This is a genomic window from Pseudomonas sp. KBN10P06128 (assembly GCF_037574945.1).
GTDB classification, from domain to species: Bacteria; Pseudomonadota; Gammaproteobacteria; order Pseudomonadales; family Pseudomonadaceae; genus Pseudomonas; species Pseudomonas aeruginosa.
The window spans coordinates 3,719,934-3,733,839 of the sequence record NZ_JBBELR010000001.1 but is presented as its reverse complement, the minus strand read 5'-3'; the positions used below and the strand labels follow the sequence as shown (position 1 = coordinate 3,733,839).

Genomic DNA, 13,906 nt, shown 5'->3' with positions numbered 1-13,906 from the left:
GAGACCGCCGCTGTATGTCGGGCGGGCTGGCGCTCCCAGGTATACGAAGGCGGAAGCGGATAATTTAGCGTCGGATCAGAGCTGGGCGTAGCGGCTGCTGATGCGGATGCTGCCGTCGTCGCGGTGCTCGAGATCGACCGGCAGGACCTTCGGCAGGGCCTCCACCAGGTTGCGTATCTCGCGGGTGCTGTAGATGCCGCCGATGCGCAGTTCGGCGCTGGTCTTGTCGGTGAGGACCAGCGGATGCTCCAGGTAGCGGTTGATCAGCGGTAGGGCCTGAGCCAGCGGCAGGTCGTCGAGAATCAGGCGGCCTTCGCGCCAGGCCAGTGCCTGACGGGTATCGACCGCCTCGACCAGCGGTTGCAGCAGCCCGGGGTAGTAGCTGGCCTGCATGCCCGGGGTCAGGCTGCTGTCGTTGCCCGAGCCTTCGCTGCGGACCTTCACCGAGCCTTCGGTCACGGTGACGACGACGTTGTCCTGGTACTTCCAGACGTTGAAGCGGGTGCCGGTGACGGTGATCGAACCCTTGCCGGCCCTGACCACGAAGGGGTGGGCCGTATCGTGGGTGACATGGAAATAGGCCTCGCCGTCGTCCAGTACGACGCGGCGGATGTCCCTGAAGTTGGCGAAGCTGAGGCGGGTCTTGAGATCCAGTTCTACCTCGCTGCCGTCGGGGAGGGTGACGTGGCGGATATTGTCCTGCGCCGTGTAGCGTTGATAGCTGGAGGGAATCCAGCCCTGCAACCAGCCCAGGTAGGCCGAGGCGGGGAGCAGGAACAGGGCGAGCGCGGCAGCTCGCGCCTGGTTTCTCCAGTGGCGCCTGCGGGAAGTACGCGGGCGCGGCCATGCCGGGGCGGCCGCCGGGGTGTCGGAGCGGCGGGGCAGCAATTCGCTGAGTTGCCAGATTTCTTCCATTGCTGCGTATTCGTCGGCGTGCCTCGGATCGCTCGCCAGCCAGCGACGGAACTCGGCACGCTCTTCCTCGCTACAGTCCTCGGCATGCAGGCGCATGCACCAGTGTGCGGCGTCCTGGACCAAGGTGTCGCTGTCGGCGGGGAGGGGTGTCTTCATCGAGGGTTCCGTTTGCGCCCTGTCGTCTCTGTTCGATGGCAAGGCTTTAAAGCTGGATGAGAATTATTATAAATTTAATGATTTCAGGCTGCCAACATCGCCTGTGGGGTTTCCCATTCTGTCAAGGATAGCGCTCACGCGGTAGCGAGCAGGAGTTGTCTTGGAAAACCATTATCGGGAGCTGTTGCGCTTTCTCAGCGCCAGGCTCGGAGACCGACAGGCGGCGGCCGACGTTGCTCACGACGCGTATTTGCGCGTGCTGGAACGCTCCAGTCAAGCGCGAATCGAGCATCCGCGGGCGTTCCTGTACCGGACGGCGCTCAATCTCGCGGTCGACGAGCATCGCCGCAGCCGGGTGCGCAAGGCCGAGCCCTTGCACGTCCTCGACGAGGAGGAGGGTATGTCCGAGCCTTCCCCCCAGGTACTCGAGGACCAGCGTCAGCGCCTCGACCTCCTGACCCTGGCGCTGAACGAACTGCCGCCGCTGTGCCGCGAGTCCTTCCTCCTGCGCAAGCTGGAAGGTCTTTCCCACAACGAGATAGCGGCGCACCTGAATATCTCCCGCAGTCTCGTGGAAAAGCACATCGTCAATGCGATGAGGCACTGCCGCCTGCGCATGCGAGCCTGGGAGTCCAGTTGATCCAGCGCGGTTAAATTTCGTTTCCCGGTCCTCGTTCCTAGTCAACAGACGCCCTTACGGGCCGCTCTTGACCTATCGCTCCCCGGTTTCGGGAGCCTATCCAGAGGACACTGGAAATGACCCAGGCTACAGCAACCGCCGTCGTTCACGACCTTATCGGTATCGGCTTCGGCCCCTCGAACATCGCCCTGGCGATCGCCCTTGAGGAACGCGCGAGGACCCAGGGGGAACTGCAAGTCCTGTTCCTCGATAAACAGGCCGACTATCGCTGGCACGGCAATACCCTGGTCAGCCAGAGCGAGTTGCAGATTTCCTTCCTCAAGGACCTGGTATCCCTGCGCAATCCAACCAGTCCCTATTCCTTCGTCAACTACCTGCACAAACATGGGCGCCTGGTGGACTTCATCAACCTGGGCACCTTCTACCCCTGCCGCATGGAGTTCAACGACTATCTGCGCTGGGTCGCCGGCCACTTCGCCGAGCAGAGCCGTTATGGCGAGGAAGTGCTGTCGGTCGAGCCGATGCTGGTCGAGCGCAAGGTCGAGGCGCTGCGGGTGACTTCGCGCAACGCCGAAGGCGAGGAGCTTGTGCGGACCACTCGCTCGGTGGTGGTCAGCGCCGGCGGTACGCCACGAATTCCCCTGGCGTTCCGCCACCTGAAGGATGATGGCAGGGTCTTCCACCATTCGCAGTATCTGGAGCGCATGCTCAAGCAGCCCTGTGTCAACGGCCAGCCGATGAAAGTCGCGATCATCGGCGGCGGACAGAGTGCCGCCGAAGCCTTCATCGATCTCAACGACAGCTATCCATCGGTACAGGTCGACCTGATCCTGCGCGGTTCGGCGCTGAAGCCGGCGGACGACAGCCCGTTCGTCAACGAAGTATTCGCGCCCGAGTTCACCGACCTGATCTACAACCAGGAAGGCGCGGAGCGTGAGCGCCTGGTGCGCGAGTACCACAACACCAACTATTCGGTGGTGGATATCGACCTGATCGAGCGTATTTACGGCATCTTCTATCGCCAGAAGGTTTCCGGAGTCCCGCGCCACGCCTTCCGTAGCCTGCGCTCGGTGGAGAAGGCCACGGCAGGCGCCGAGGGTATCGAGCTGGCGCTGCGTAATACCGCCAATGGCGAACTGAGCGTGCAGCGCTACGACCTGGTAATCCTCGCCACCGGTTATGAGCGGCAGTTGCATCGTCAACTGCTGGAGCCGATGGCCGACTACCTCGGGGACTTCGAGGTCGACCGCAACTATCGTCTGATCACCGACCAGCGTTGCCAGGCGTCGATCTACATGCAGGGCTTCTGCCAGGCCAGCCACGGCCTCAGCGACACCCTGCTGTCGGTGCTGCCGGTGCGTGCCGAGGAAATCTCCGGCTCCCTGTACCAGCACCTGAAGCCCGGTACTGCGGCCCGCGCCCTGCACGAGCACGCCCTGGCCAGCTGATCGGCGCCACGCCGCCACGCCCTGTGTTGCCCGTTTCCCCGCCAGGGGATGCCCGGCACGCAGGGCGTTTTCGTTGTATGTCCCGGCCGTTCCGGCCACCACTTTGCAGAGAAACGACATCGATGGGGATGCGTACCGTACTGACCGGCCTGGCCGGCATGCTGTTGGGTTCGATGATGCCGGTCCAGGCCGATATGCCGCGGCCGACCGGGCTGGCCGCGGATATCCGCTGGACCGCCTATGGCGTGCCGCACATCCGGGCCAAGGATGAGCGCGGCCTGGGCTACGGCATCGGCTACGCCTATGCGCGCGACAACGCCTGCCTGCTGGCCGAGGAGATCGTCACCGCGCGCGGCGAGCGGGCGCGCTATTTCGGCAGCGAGGGCAAGTCGTCGGCGGAGCTGGACAACCTGCCGTCCGACATCTTTTACGCCTGGCTCAACCAGCCCGAGGCGCTGCAAGCCTTCTGGCAGGCGCAGACGCCCGCGGTGCGCCAGTTGCTCGAAGGCTACGCCGCCGGTTTCAACCGCTTCCTCCGCGAGGCCGACGGCAAGACCACCAGTTGCCTTGGCCAGCCCTGGCTGCGGGCCATCGCGACCGATGACCTGCTGCGCCTGACCCGGCGCCTGCTGGTCGAAGGCGGGGTCGGCCAGTTCGCCGACGCGCTGGTGGCCGCCGCGCCGCCCGGCACGGAGAAGGTCGCCCTGAGCGGCGAGCAGGCGTTCCAGGTCGCCGAGCAGCGGCGCCAGCGCTTCCGCCTGGAGCGCGGCAGCAACGCCATTGCCGTTGGCAGCGAACGTTCGGCGGACGGCAAGGGCATGCTCCTGGCCAACCCGCACTTCCCCTGGAACGGCGCGATGCGTTTCTACCAGATGCACCTGACCATTCCCGGCCGGCTCGACGTGATGGGGGCCTCGCTGCCCGGCCTGCCGGTGGTCAACATCGGCTTCAGCCGCCACCTGGCCTGGACCCACACGGTGGATACCTCCAGCCACTTCACCCTGTATCGCCTGGCGCTGGACCCGAAGGACCCGCGGCGCTACCTGGTCGACGGTCGTTCGCTGCCGCTGGAGGAGAAGTCCGTCGCGATCGAGGTGCGCGGCGCCGACGGCAAGCTGTCGCGCGTCGAGCACAAGGTCTACCAGTCGATCTACGGCCCGCTGGTGGTCTGGCCCGGCAAGCTGGACTGGAACCGCAGCGAGGCCTATGCGCTGCGTGACGCCAACCTGGAGAACACCCGGGTACTGCAACAGTGGTACTCGATCAACCAGGCCAGCGACGTCGCCGACCTGCGCCGGCGCGTCGAGGCGCTACAGGGGATCCCCTGGGTCAACACCCTGGCTGCGGACGAGCAGGGCAACGCCCTGTACATGAACCAGTCGGTGGTGCCCTACCTGAAGCCGGAACTGATTCCCGCCTGCGCCATTCCGCAACTGGTCGCCGAAGGCCTGCCGGCCCTCCAGGGGCAGGACAGCCGCTGTGCCTGGAGCCGCGACCCGGCCGCGGCCCAGGCTGGCATCACCCCGGCGGCGCAACTGCCGGTGCTGTTGCGCAGGGACTTCGTGCAGAACTCCAACGACAGCGCCTGGCTGACCAACCCGGCGAGCCCGTTGCAGGGCTTTTCGCCCCTGGTCAGCCAGGAGAAACCCATCGGTCCGCGGGCGCGCTACGCCCTGAGCCGGCTACAGGGCAAGCAGCCGCTGGAGGCGAAGACGCTCGAGGAAATGGTCACCGCCAACCATGTCTTCAGCGCCGACCAGGTGCTGCCGGACCTGCTCCGCCTGTGCCGCGACAACCAGGGCGAGAAGTCCCTTGCCCGCGCCTGCGCGGCCCTGGCGCAGTGGGACCGTGGCGCCAACCTCGACAGCGGCAGTGGCTTCGTCTACTTCCAGCGCTTCATGCAACGCTTCGCCGAACTCGACGGCGCGTGGAAGGAACCGTTCGATGCGCAACGTCCCCTGGATACGCCGCAAGGCATCGCCCTCGACCGGCCGCAGGTGGCGACCCAGGTGCGCCAGGCGCTGGCGGACGCGGCGGCGGAGGTGGAGAAGAGCGGGATTCCCGACGGCGCGCGCTGGGGCGACCTGCAAGTGAGCACCCGTGGCCAGGAACGCATCGCGATTCCCGGCGGCGATGGCCATTTCGGGGTCTACAACGCGATCCAGAGCGTCCGCAAGGGCGACCACCTGGAGGTGGTCGGCGGCACCAGCTACATCCAGCTGGTGACCTTCCCCGAGGAAGGGCCCAAGGCTCGCGGGTTGCTGGCTTTCTCCCAGTCCAGCGATCCGCGCTCGCCGCACTACCGCGACCAGACCGAGCTGTTTTCCCGCCAGCAATGGCAGACCTTGCCGTTCAGCGACAGGCAGATCGACGCCGACCCGCAACTGCAACGGCTAAGCATTCGCGAATGATAAGCAATGCCTATCAGATCTGATGGGAAAAAAACTGACGGTTTTTCCGCGCTCGTTCGTCTTTAACCATAGAGGCGGCCCACAGCCGCCCGGTTCCAGGGAACACGTGCAGGCAGCGAGCAGGGATGCTCGGCTTCGGCGGGGACCCGCTACCCACTCGTCCACGAAAGGAGCGTCACGATGACCCATTCGCCCGTCAAACAGATGTTGAAGGAGGCCGGCCTGAAGATGAGCCTGGCCCGGCTGAAAGTGATCGATGCGCTCTGGGAAGCCTCGGGGGAGCAGGGCCGGGTGCCGATCCGCACCCTGCACCGGCGTCTCTCCGAAACCGGTACGCCGTTGTCCCTGGTGAGCATCCGCCAGGTCCTCGGGCGCCTGGTAGAAAGCGGCCTGGTGACCCTCGACGAACAGGATGTCTACAGCCCCGGCAAGGCTTCCTGGGGCGGTGCCGCCGGTTCCGCGGCGCCCGAGCGCCGCGCCGCGGCCAACGAGCAGCGGCTCTGACGCGGTACCCCTGATCTTGGGCAGCGGGTAAAGTCTGCCCCATGCTCAATCCCGACGATTTCCGTTTTCCTTCCATCGAAGCGTTGCAGGCGTTCGAAGCGGCTGCCCGGCTGGGTACCTTCGAGCGCGCCGCCGAACTCCTGTCGATCACCGGCAGCGCCGCCAGCAAGCGGGTTTCCGGTCTCGAGGGGATGCTCGGGGTGAGCCTGTTGCAGCGCGACGGCCGCTCGCTGGCGCTGACTTCCCACGGCCGCGAGTACCTCGAACAGATCGCGCCGATCCTCGCCCAGCTCGCGGCGGTTCCGCTGCATCGTCGCCAGGTCCAGCGCCAGCAGCGACTGACCCTGCGCACGCCGCCGACCTTTGCCCGGCAGATCCTGATTCCGCGCCTGGCGTCCTTCGCCGAGGCCTGTCCGGAAATCGAGCTGGAGATTCTCCTGTCGAGTCCTTCGGACGGCCAGGACCTGCCGCTGGCCGATGTCGAGGTGCGCGGCGACAGCCATGGCGTGGCGGCCGGCGAGCGGCTGCTGGAGGAGCGCGTGCTACCGATGGCCGCGCCGGGGCTGCTGCTCGGCCTGCCGCGGCCCTGGACGCCAGCCATGCTCGCCGGCCTGCCGTTGCTGCGCTCGCCGCTGGAACCCTGGCAGCCGTGGTTCCGCGTGGCCGGGCTGGACTGGCCGGAGCCCTGCGCCGGGCCGCGCCTGCTCGATTTGGGCATGACCCTGGAAGCCGCCGCCAACGGCCAGGGCGTGGCCCTCGCGCGACCCTCGCTGGCGCGCGCCTGGCTTGCCGAGGGGCGGCTGGTGGTGCTGTTCCCGCTGCGTTCGGCGCCGACCCACCATTACCACCTGCGCAGCCACCAGGCCTCGCCGGCCAGCCAGCGTTTCGCTGCCTGGCTGGCGGCGATCTGCCGCGAGGCGGTGGTCCAGGGCAGGGAATTCCTTCCGGCGGCGGACGACTGAAACGGCGGAATTTCCTTCCGCCGATGCCGACAATTATTCCGCCTGCGGCGGTACGTCGCGCTCTACCATCCAGCCACCCCCGAAGGAGTGGACTGCATGAGCGTCATCACCGATATCGAAGACCTGCGCCGCCTGGCGCGCAAGCGCGTGCCGCGGATGTTCTACGACTACGCCGACTCCGGTTCCTGGAGCGAAGGCACCTACCGCGCCAACCAGGACGACTTCGCCGCGATCAAGCTGCGCCAGCGGGTCGCGCGGAACATCGAGAACCGCTCGCTGCGCACCCGCATGCTCGGCCAGGAGATGGCCATGCCGGTGGTCATCGCGCCCACCGGGCTGGCCGGCATGCAGCATGCCGACGGCGAGATCCTCGCCGCCCGCGCCGCCGCCGAGTTCGGCGTGCGCTACACCCTGTCGACCATGAGCATCTGTTCCCTGGAGGACATCGCCACGGAAGTCGGCCAGCCGTTCTGGTTCCAGCTCTACGTGATGCGCGACCGCGATTTCATCGAACGCCTGATCGACCGCGCCAAGGCCGCCGGCTGCGACGCGCTGGTGCTGACCCTCGACCTGCAGATCATCGGCCAGCGCCACAAGGACCTGAAGAACGGTCTCTCGGCGCCGCCGCGGCCGACCCTGGCCAACCTGCTGAACATCGCCACCAAGCCGCGCTGGGCGCTGGGCATGCTCGGCACCCGGCGTCGCGGTTTCGGCAACATCGTCGGGCACGTCAAGGGCGTCGACGACATGGGCTCACTGTCCGAGTGGACTGCCCGCCAGTTCGACCCGCGGCTGAACTGGGGCGACGTCGAATGGATCAAGCGCCTCTGGGGCGGCAAGCTGGTGCTCAAGGGCATTCTCGATGCCGAGGATGCGCGGCTGGCCGCCGACTCCGGCGCCGATGCGCTGGTCGTCAGCAACCATGGCGGACGCCAACTGGATGGCGCGCCCTCGACCATCAGCGCGCTGCCGGCGATCGTCGAGGCGGTGGGCGAGCGCATCGAGGTCTGGCTCGACAGCGGCATCCGTTCCGGGCAGGACGTGCTCAAGGCCATCGCCCTCGGTGCGCGCGGGACCATGATCGGCCGTCCCTATCTCTACGGGCTGGGCGCGCTGGGGCAGGCCGGAGTGACGCGGGCGCTGGAGATCATCGCCCGCGAGCTGGACCTGACCATGGCCTTCTGCGGCCATACCGACATCCGCGAGGTCGGCCGGGACATCCTGTTGCCGGGAAGCTATCCGCGATAGCCGCGAACGGCGAAGGGGAGGGAAGAGGGCAAGCCGCGCGGCTCGACGGCCGCGCGGCAAACAGGATCAGGCGGCGGAACTCCAGCGCAGGACGATGCTGCCGTCGCGCTGCGGGTCGAGCAGCCACTGGTTGGAACGGTCGAAGCTTTCCAGCAGGTGGGCCCAGTCGCCCTCGTCTTCGCCGGGCAATCGGGAAATGCAGGCCTGGCAGGCCTGTTGCGCAGCCGGGGCGTGGATGATGCGCTGGATGCGGGTGTTCAGCAGGTCATAGGCCGTGGGCAGGGCGGGGATCGATGCAGTGTGGTTCATGGGTGCCTCCGCTTGCTTTCTCGGTTATGGGTGGGTGGACAAAGGAACCCTCGGTTCCGGCGAGATACCTTTGTAGCGGAACTCGTGTGAAGAAAGTATTGCAACGTTGTCGCAGGGGCGCGCCGCAGGGATGTACGGCTCTTGGCAACGGCTCTGGCGGTAGGCGACACTGCGTCGCGAGGAAAATCGTTGCGCATTGTTTCAATTCGCGGAAAGGCGTTTTTCCAGGGATGGGCTTTGACCGGCACCCAGTGCAAGGCAAGGTGACCGGTACTTCTCGACGGATACGACTGCATGGCGTTAGAACCTTCCGATGTTTTGCTCGAATCGGTGTTTTGTCAGCTGGATGCCGACACCCCGCGTTCCCTCCATGATCTCAAGGGCGACCCCAGGGCCAACCTGCTGGCGATCCGCCTGCTGTTCCGCCAGGGCCGCATCACCGGCGTGCTGCTGGACGACCCTAGCGGTGCCGAGGACCAGCATGGGCCGTTGATCTACCACGCCGAGCGCCTGCGCCTGCGCGTGCGGCGCGGCTAACGCCGTTTCCCCTGGCCGAGCCGCTCGCTTTCCGGCGAGCGGCGAGGAGCGGGCCACCGGGAATGCTGCCTCGCCCGGGCGATTCCCGCCCGGCTTGGGTATCGTTGAATTCCATTCAACGATACGTTCAGTTCTGCCAGGTTATCCGCCGCAGTCCTCTCGCCAATAATCTCCCTTCAGTCCGATGAGAGACTCGCCGCGCCCATGGGGGGCGGCGCAGTCGCCGTGCGACTCCATAACCAGAAACCAGAAAAGGCGTGCACCGATGATTACCCTGAACCTCAATGGCAAGGATCATCAGCTCGATGTCACCGAGGATATGCCCTTGCTCTGGGCTATCCGCGACGTCGTCGGCTATACCGGGACCAAGTTCGGCTGCGGCATGGGCCTGTGCGGCTCCTGCACCATCCATATCGACGGCCAGGCCACCCGTTCCTGCATCACGCCGGTGAGCCTGGCGCAGGGCAGGAAGGTCACCACCATCGACCACCTGCACACCGACAAGGTCGGCGAAGTCGTCCAGCAGGCCTGGCTGGACATCGGCGTGGCGCAGTGCGGCTACTGCCAGGGCGGGCAGATCATGTCGGCCACGGCGTTGCTGAAGAGCAACCCCGCGCCCAGCGACGAGCAGATCGAGGCGGCCATGGCCGGCAACATCTGCCGCTGCGGCACCTACAACCGGATCAAGACGGCGATCCACAACGCCTCCGCCAAGTTGCAGGAGGCCAAGGCATGAAGCGCTCGTACCCCGACGATCTGGTCATCGGCAATCTCAGCCGCCGCGGTTTCCTCAAGGGCGTCGGCGCCACCGGCGTGCTGCTGGTGGCTGCCAACTGGGGCTGGCGCGACGCCCTGGCCGCCGAGAAGAAGGCCTTCGGCGCCGACGCCATGCCCCATGGCTGGGTGGACAACCCGAAGATCTACGTGAGCATCGACCGGGACGGCACGGTCGGCATCGTCTGCAACCGCTCGGAAATGGGCCAGGGCGTGCGCACCAGCCTGGCGATGGTGGTGGCCGACGAGCTGGAGGCCGACTGGAGCCGGGTCAAGGTGATCCAGGCGCCCGGCGACGAAGCGCGCTACGGCAACCAGGACACCGATGGCTCGCGCAGCATGCGCCATTGGTTCGAACCCATGCGCCGCTGCGGAGCGGCGGCGCGACAGATGCTCGAACATGCCGCGGCCAACCAGTGGAAGGTCCCGCTGGGCGAGTGCCGCGCCGAACAGAACAAGGTGCTGCATGCGCCCAGCGGCCGTTCGCTGTCCTTCGGCGAACTGGCCGAGGCCGCCGCGGGCCTCGAAGTGCCGGCGCGCGACAATCTGCTGCTGAAGAAGCCCGAGCAGTTCCGCTACATCGGCAAGGACGTGGCGCGCGCCATCGACGGCGCCGATATCGTCAATGGCCGCGCCGGCTTCGGCTTCGACGCGCGCTTCGACGACATGCTCTACGCCGTGGTCGCCCGGCCGCCGGTCTACGGCGGCAAGCTCAAGCGCTACGACGCCGCCGCGGCGCTGAAGGTGCCGGGGGTGGTCAAGGTGATCGAGATCGAGGGCCGGCCGATCCCGTCCGAGTTCCAGCCGCTGGGCGGGGTCGCCGTGGTGGCGCAGAACACCTGGGCGGCGATCAAGGGGCGCGAGGCGCTGGTGGTCGAGTGGGACGCCGGGGTCAACGGCGGCTACGACTCGGTGGCCTACCGCAAGCAACTGGAAGAGGCCGCGCGCAAGCCGGGCAAGGTGGTGCGCGACAGCGGCGATGCCGCGGCGCTATTCGCCAAGGGCGGGGATATCGTCGAGGCCGAGTACTACCTGCCGCACCTGGCCCAGGCGCCGATGGAACCGCCGGTCTCCACCGCCTGGTACAAGGACGGCGCCTGCGAGGTCTGGGCCCCGACCCAGGCGCCGCAAGTGACCCGCGAGCGCATCGCCGAGCGCCTGAAACTGCCGTTCGACAAGGTCACGGTCAACGTGACCCTGCTCGGCGGCGGTTTCGGCCGCAAGTCCAAGCCCGACTTCGTGCTGGAAGCGGCGATCCTGGCCAAGGCGTTCCCCGGTCGCCACCTGCGCGTGCAGTGGACCCGCGAGGACGACCTGCATTTCTCCTATTTCCACACGGTCTCGGTGGAGCGCCTGCAGGCCGTGCTTGGCGCCGACGGGCTGCCGCAGGCCTGGCTGCATCGCTCGGTGGCGCCGAGCATCACCGCACTGTTCGGCCCGGACAGCAAGCACCAGGGCGCCTTCGAACTGGGCATGGGCCTGACCAACCTGTCGTTCGCCATCCCCAACGTGCGCCTGGAGAACCCCGAGGCCCCGGCGCACACCCGGGTCGGCTGGTTCCGCTCGGTCTCCAACATCCCCCACGCCTTCGCCATCCAGAGCTTCGTCGGCGAACTGGCGGCGAAGGCCGGCCAGGACCCGAAGGACTACCTGCTCAAGCTGCTCGGCCCGGCGCGGCGGATCGACACCGCCGAACTCGGCGACAGCTGGAACTACGGCGAGTCGCCGGAGCGCTACCCGCTCGATGTCGGCCGCCTGCGCGGGGTGATCGAGGAGGCGGCGCGCCAGTCCGGCTGGGGCGGCGAGCTGCCCAGGGGCAGGGCGCGGGGAATCGCCGCGCACTACAGCTTCGTCACCTACGTGGCGGTGGTGATCGAGGTGGAGGTGAAGGACGACGGCGCGCTGCTGGTGCACAAGGCCACCATCGCCGCCGACTGCGGTCCGCAGATCAACCCCGAGCGCATCCGCTCGCAGCTCGAAGGCGCCTGCGTGATGGGCCTGGGCCTGGCGGCGCTGGGCGAGATCAGCTTCAAGGATGGCAAGGTCCAGCAGGACAATTTCCACCAGTACGAGCTGGCGCGCATGCCGCTGGCGCCCAAGGCGGTGTCGGTGCATCTGCTCAAGCCGGATGGCGACCTGCCGTTGGGCGGGGTCGGCGAGCCCGGCGTGCCGCCGATAGCGCCGGCGCTGTGCAACGCGATCTTCGCCGCCACCGGCAAGCGCATCCGCGAGTTGCCGATCCGCAATCAGTTGCAGGGGTGGCGGAAGGCCTAGGTCCTTCGTCCTGGTCGTCGCCTGCGTGAGTTCGCGCGAGCGCAGGCGATGGATCAGGTTCTACGCGGAAGTCGTTGTCGAAGAAGAGTTTTCCGTGCCGCCGTCCCTCCCTGGCAGAGGCCTGTCGGCGGATAACGCGCGTGGCCTCGTTCGCCCTGCGCAGCGAAGGCGGTAAGCGGATGCCACGGCGGACAACGGGTAGCGTTATGCGCCGCCTTGTCGTTTCAACTTAAAGTGAATTCTAGTATTTTATTTATCTTATTAATCAATAGGATAAATCGTTTATTAAAAGTATTTTATAAGAAGTGGGGGTCTTCCCAGCCGCTCCAGGCCGCCTGCTTGCCGTCGAAACCTGATTGGCAATTCTCCAGGATCGACGACCCCGCGTCGTCCGTGCGCGAGGCCGTCATGGCGGTTCAGTAGATCGGCAGGTCCGGTTCGGGCAAGGCGACGATGTCGTTCGCCGTCAGCCCCAGCAGGCTCATCAGCGCCGGGTCGCGCAACGGCGACTCGCCGCGTACCGGGCCGAAGATTTCCGCCATGTGCCTGCGCAGGCTGGCCACCCGTTGGCGATCGGCCATCCAGCGGGTGAAATCGTGCACATCGACGTTCTTCAGCGACTCCAGTGGCGGCAGCCCAGGCGCTTCGCCGACGTCAGCGCGGGCGCGCCAGCCGCCGTAGCTGGACTGGAACTCGGCCGAGCCCAGGTAGGACAGCAGCAGCTTGGCCGTGGCCGGATGACGGGCGGCCTTGAAGATCGCCGCGCGCTGGTTCCAGACGATGAACGGCTCGTCGGTCGGGATGAAGTAGCCGGCCGGCGTATCGCTGTCGGTCGCATAGCCGGTCAGGTTGCCCAGCGAACCGATGGAGTCGGTGCCCACCGAGGCCGCCGGCGCCGCCGTGCCGCGCAGGAAGTTCGGCTTCTGCGCCGCCAGGGCGCGCAGGAAACCGCTGCCGTAGCGCCGTTCCAGCTTGTCGTAGACGTACAGCACCGCATCGTCGTCATGGGGGTAGGTCAGCACCAGCTTGCCCTTGAAGGCCGGCTTCAGGTAATCGGCGAAGCGCGTCGGATAGCGCTCCGCTGGCAGCCGGACGGAAGCGTAGGTCGGCACGAAGGCGTTGTTGTAGGCCGTGACATAGGCGCCGTCGGGATCGGCGTAGCCTTTCTTCTGCCGGGCGAAGCCGATCGGCTTGTAGCGCAGCAGCACGTCGCGGGCCTTCCATTTGTCGAAATCGAAGGTGGTTTGCAGCATCGCCACGTCCGGCGTCAGGGTGCCGGCGGCGAGTTCCTGGTCGATGCGCAGGTCGTGGAACTTGGAGAGGTCCACCGTGACGTCCAGGGTCACGCCGGGAAAGCGGCTCTCGAAGGCCGTCTTCAACCAGTCCATCTGGTTCGGCGCGTCGCCGCCGGCCCAGAGCACCACCTTGCCGCCTTCGCCCCGTGCGCGGGCGTAGAGCGAGGCGAGCCTGTCGGTCTCGCCGGGAATGACCAGGGTCGCCCCCGCGGTTTCCGGCCCTAGAGCTGGCTTTCGTGGCAATTTCCCCGCCGTTTCGCCGGCGAACGAAGAAGATGCGAAGACCAGAACCCATGCCGCCATCAGCGGCTTCACCCTGTCGATCATGTGCCGTTCCTCTGCTGAAAACGAGCGTCGCCGCTCCCGGTGAGGCCGGCGCGCAGGCGCGCCCCTCATGGATGGGACTGGTCCGCCGCGACGGGCTTCAGCGCCG

The 13,906-nt window shown here is 66.8% G+C and carries 12 protein-coding genes; 9 read left to right on the top strand and 3 right to left on the bottom strand.

Annotated elements, in window-relative coordinates; translation table 11 throughout:
• Positions 1-75 precede the first annotated feature (75 nt).
• Complete coding sequence (locus VQ065_RS17615) at positions 76-1,071, bottom strand: FecR family protein (protein ID WP_003089544.1); 996 nt, start codon at positions 1,069-1,071, stop codon at positions 76-78.
• 160 nt (positions 1,072-1,231) lie between these two features.
• Here VQ065_RS17615 and VQ065_RS17610 point away from each other — a divergent pair, with 160 nt between their 5' ends.
• The 6 genes from VQ065_RS17610 (at position 1,232) to lldA (ending at position 8,284) form a co-directional block, all read left to right on the top strand.
• Positions 1,232-1,711 (top strand): sigma-70 family RNA polymerase sigma factor, encoded by a 480-nt coding sequence (locus VQ065_RS17610; protein ID WP_003089542.1) that lies wholly within the window; start codon positions 1,232-1,234, stop codon positions 1,709-1,711.
• Positions 1,712-1,827: 116 nt separating this feature from the next.
• Positions 1,828-3,159, top strand: coding sequence for a lysine N(6)-hydroxylase/L-ornithine N(5)-oxygenase family protein (locus tag VQ065_RS17605; protein ID WP_003089540.1), 1,332 nt, complete (start codon positions 1,828-1,830; stop codon positions 3,157-3,159).
• A gap of 122 nt (positions 3,160-3,281) precedes the next feature.
• The gene (pvdQ, locus tag VQ065_RS17600; RefSeq protein ID WP_003139299.1) at positions 3,282-5,570 is read left to right on the top strand and encodes a bifunctional acylase PvdQ; all 2,289 of its coding nucleotides are present in this window, start codon (positions 3,282-3,284) and stop codon (positions 5,568-5,570) included.
• 180 nt (positions 5,571-5,750) lie between these two features.
• Positions 5,751-6,074, top strand: coding sequence for a transcriptional repressor (locus VQ065_RS17595; RefSeq protein WP_003089535.1), 324 nt, complete (start codon positions 5,751-5,753; stop codon positions 6,072-6,074).
• Between the two features lie 41 nt (positions 6,075-6,115).
• Entirely contained in the window at positions 6,116-7,036 is a 921-nt protein-coding gene (locus tag VQ065_RS17590) for a LysR substrate-binding domain-containing protein (RefSeq protein ID WP_003114511.1), read from the top strand.
• Between the two features lie 96 nt (positions 7,037-7,132).
• Positions 7,133-8,284, top strand: a complete 1,152-nt coding sequence (gene lldA / locus VQ065_RS17585; protein ID WP_003089528.1) for an L-lactate dehydrogenase LldA — start codon at positions 7,133-7,135, stop codon at positions 8,282-8,284.
• 66 nt (positions 8,285-8,350) lie between these two features.
• Here lldA and VQ065_RS17580 read toward each other — a convergent pair whose 3' ends face one another.
• Positions 8,351-8,593 carry a DUF1654 domain-containing protein gene (locus VQ065_RS17580; protein WP_003089526.1) on the bottom strand — a complete coding sequence of 81 codons (243 nt, stop codon included), beginning with the start codon at positions 8,591-8,593 and terminating at the stop codon, positions 8,351-8,353.
• A 294-nt stretch (positions 8,594-8,887) separates the two neighbouring features.
• Here VQ065_RS17580 and VQ065_RS17575 point away from each other — a divergent pair, with 294 nt between their 5' ends.
• The 3 genes from VQ065_RS17575 (at position 8,888) to VQ065_RS17565 (ending at position 12,178) form a co-directional block, all read left to right on the top strand.
• On the top strand, positions 8,888-9,130 hold the full coding sequence (locus tag VQ065_RS17575) for a hypothetical protein (protein WP_003089523.1): 243 nt from the start codon (positions 8,888-8,890) through the stop codon (positions 9,128-9,130).
• 265 nt (positions 9,131-9,395) lie between these two features.
• On the top strand, positions 9,396-9,866 hold the full coding sequence (locus VQ065_RS17570) for a (2Fe-2S)-binding protein (RefSeq protein WP_003089521.1): 471 nt from the start codon (positions 9,396-9,398) through the stop codon (positions 9,864-9,866).
• Positions 9,863-12,178, top strand: a complete 2,316-nt coding sequence (locus VQ065_RS17565) for a xanthine dehydrogenase family protein molybdopterin-binding subunit (RefSeq protein WP_340080438.1) — start codon at positions 9,863-9,865, stop codon at positions 12,176-12,178. Before VQ065_RS17570 ends, VQ065_RS17565 begins: the two co-directional genes overlap by 4 nt.
• 416 nt (positions 12,179-12,594) lie before the next feature.
• Here the strand turns inward: VQ065_RS17565 and VQ065_RS17560 are convergent, their stop codons facing one another.
• The gene (locus VQ065_RS17560) at positions 12,595-13,800 is read right to left on the bottom strand and encodes an ABC transporter substrate-binding protein (protein WP_003089517.1); all 1,206 of its coding nucleotides are present in this window, start codon (positions 13,798-13,800) and stop codon (positions 12,595-12,597) included.
• Positions 13,801-13,906: the final 106 nt, after the last annotated feature.

Bases quoted from the DNA above. Each gene is read 5' to 3' on its own strand.
- VQ065_RS17580 (WP_003089526.1), bottom strand. From the start codon at position 8,593: ATGAACCACACTGCATCGATCCCCGCCCTGCCCACGGCCTATGACCTG.
- VQ065_RS17570 (WP_003089521.1), top strand. From the start codon at position 9,396: ATGATTACCCTGAACCTCAATGGCAAGGATCATCAGCTCGATGTCACC.
- VQ065_RS17560 (WP_003089517.1), bottom strand. From the start codon at position 13,800: ATGATCGACAGGGTGAAGCCGCTGATGGCGGCATGGGTTCTGGTCTTC.
- VQ065_RS17615 (WP_003089544.1), bottom strand. From the start codon at position 1,071: ATGAAGACACCCCTCCCCGCCGACAGCGACACCTTGGTCCAGGACGCC.
- VQ065_RS17605 (WP_003089540.1), top strand. From the start codon at position 1,828: ATGACCCAGGCTACAGCAACCGCCGTCGTTCACGACCTTATCGGTATC.
- VQ065_RS17565 (WP_340080438.1), top strand. From the start codon at position 9,863: ATGAAGCGCTCGTACCCCGACGATCTGGTCATCGGCAATCTCAGCCGC.
- VQ065_RS17595 (WP_003089535.1), top strand. From the start codon at position 5,751: ATGACCCATTCGCCCGTCAAACAGATGTTGAAGGAGGCCGGCCTGAAG.
- VQ065_RS17590 (WP_003114511.1), top strand. From the start codon at position 6,116: ATGCTCAATCCCGACGATTTCCGTTTTCCTTCCATCGAAGCGTTGCAG.
- lldA (WP_003089528.1), top strand. From the start codon at position 7,133: ATGAGCGTCATCACCGATATCGAAGACCTGCGCCGCCTGGCGCGCAAG.
- pvdQ (WP_003139299.1), top strand. From the start codon at position 3,282: ATGGGGATGCGTACCGTACTGACCGGCCTGGCCGGCATGCTGTTGGGT.
- VQ065_RS17575 (WP_003089523.1), top strand. From the start codon at position 8,888: ATGGCGTTAGAACCTTCCGATGTTTTGCTCGAATCGGTGTTTTGTCAG.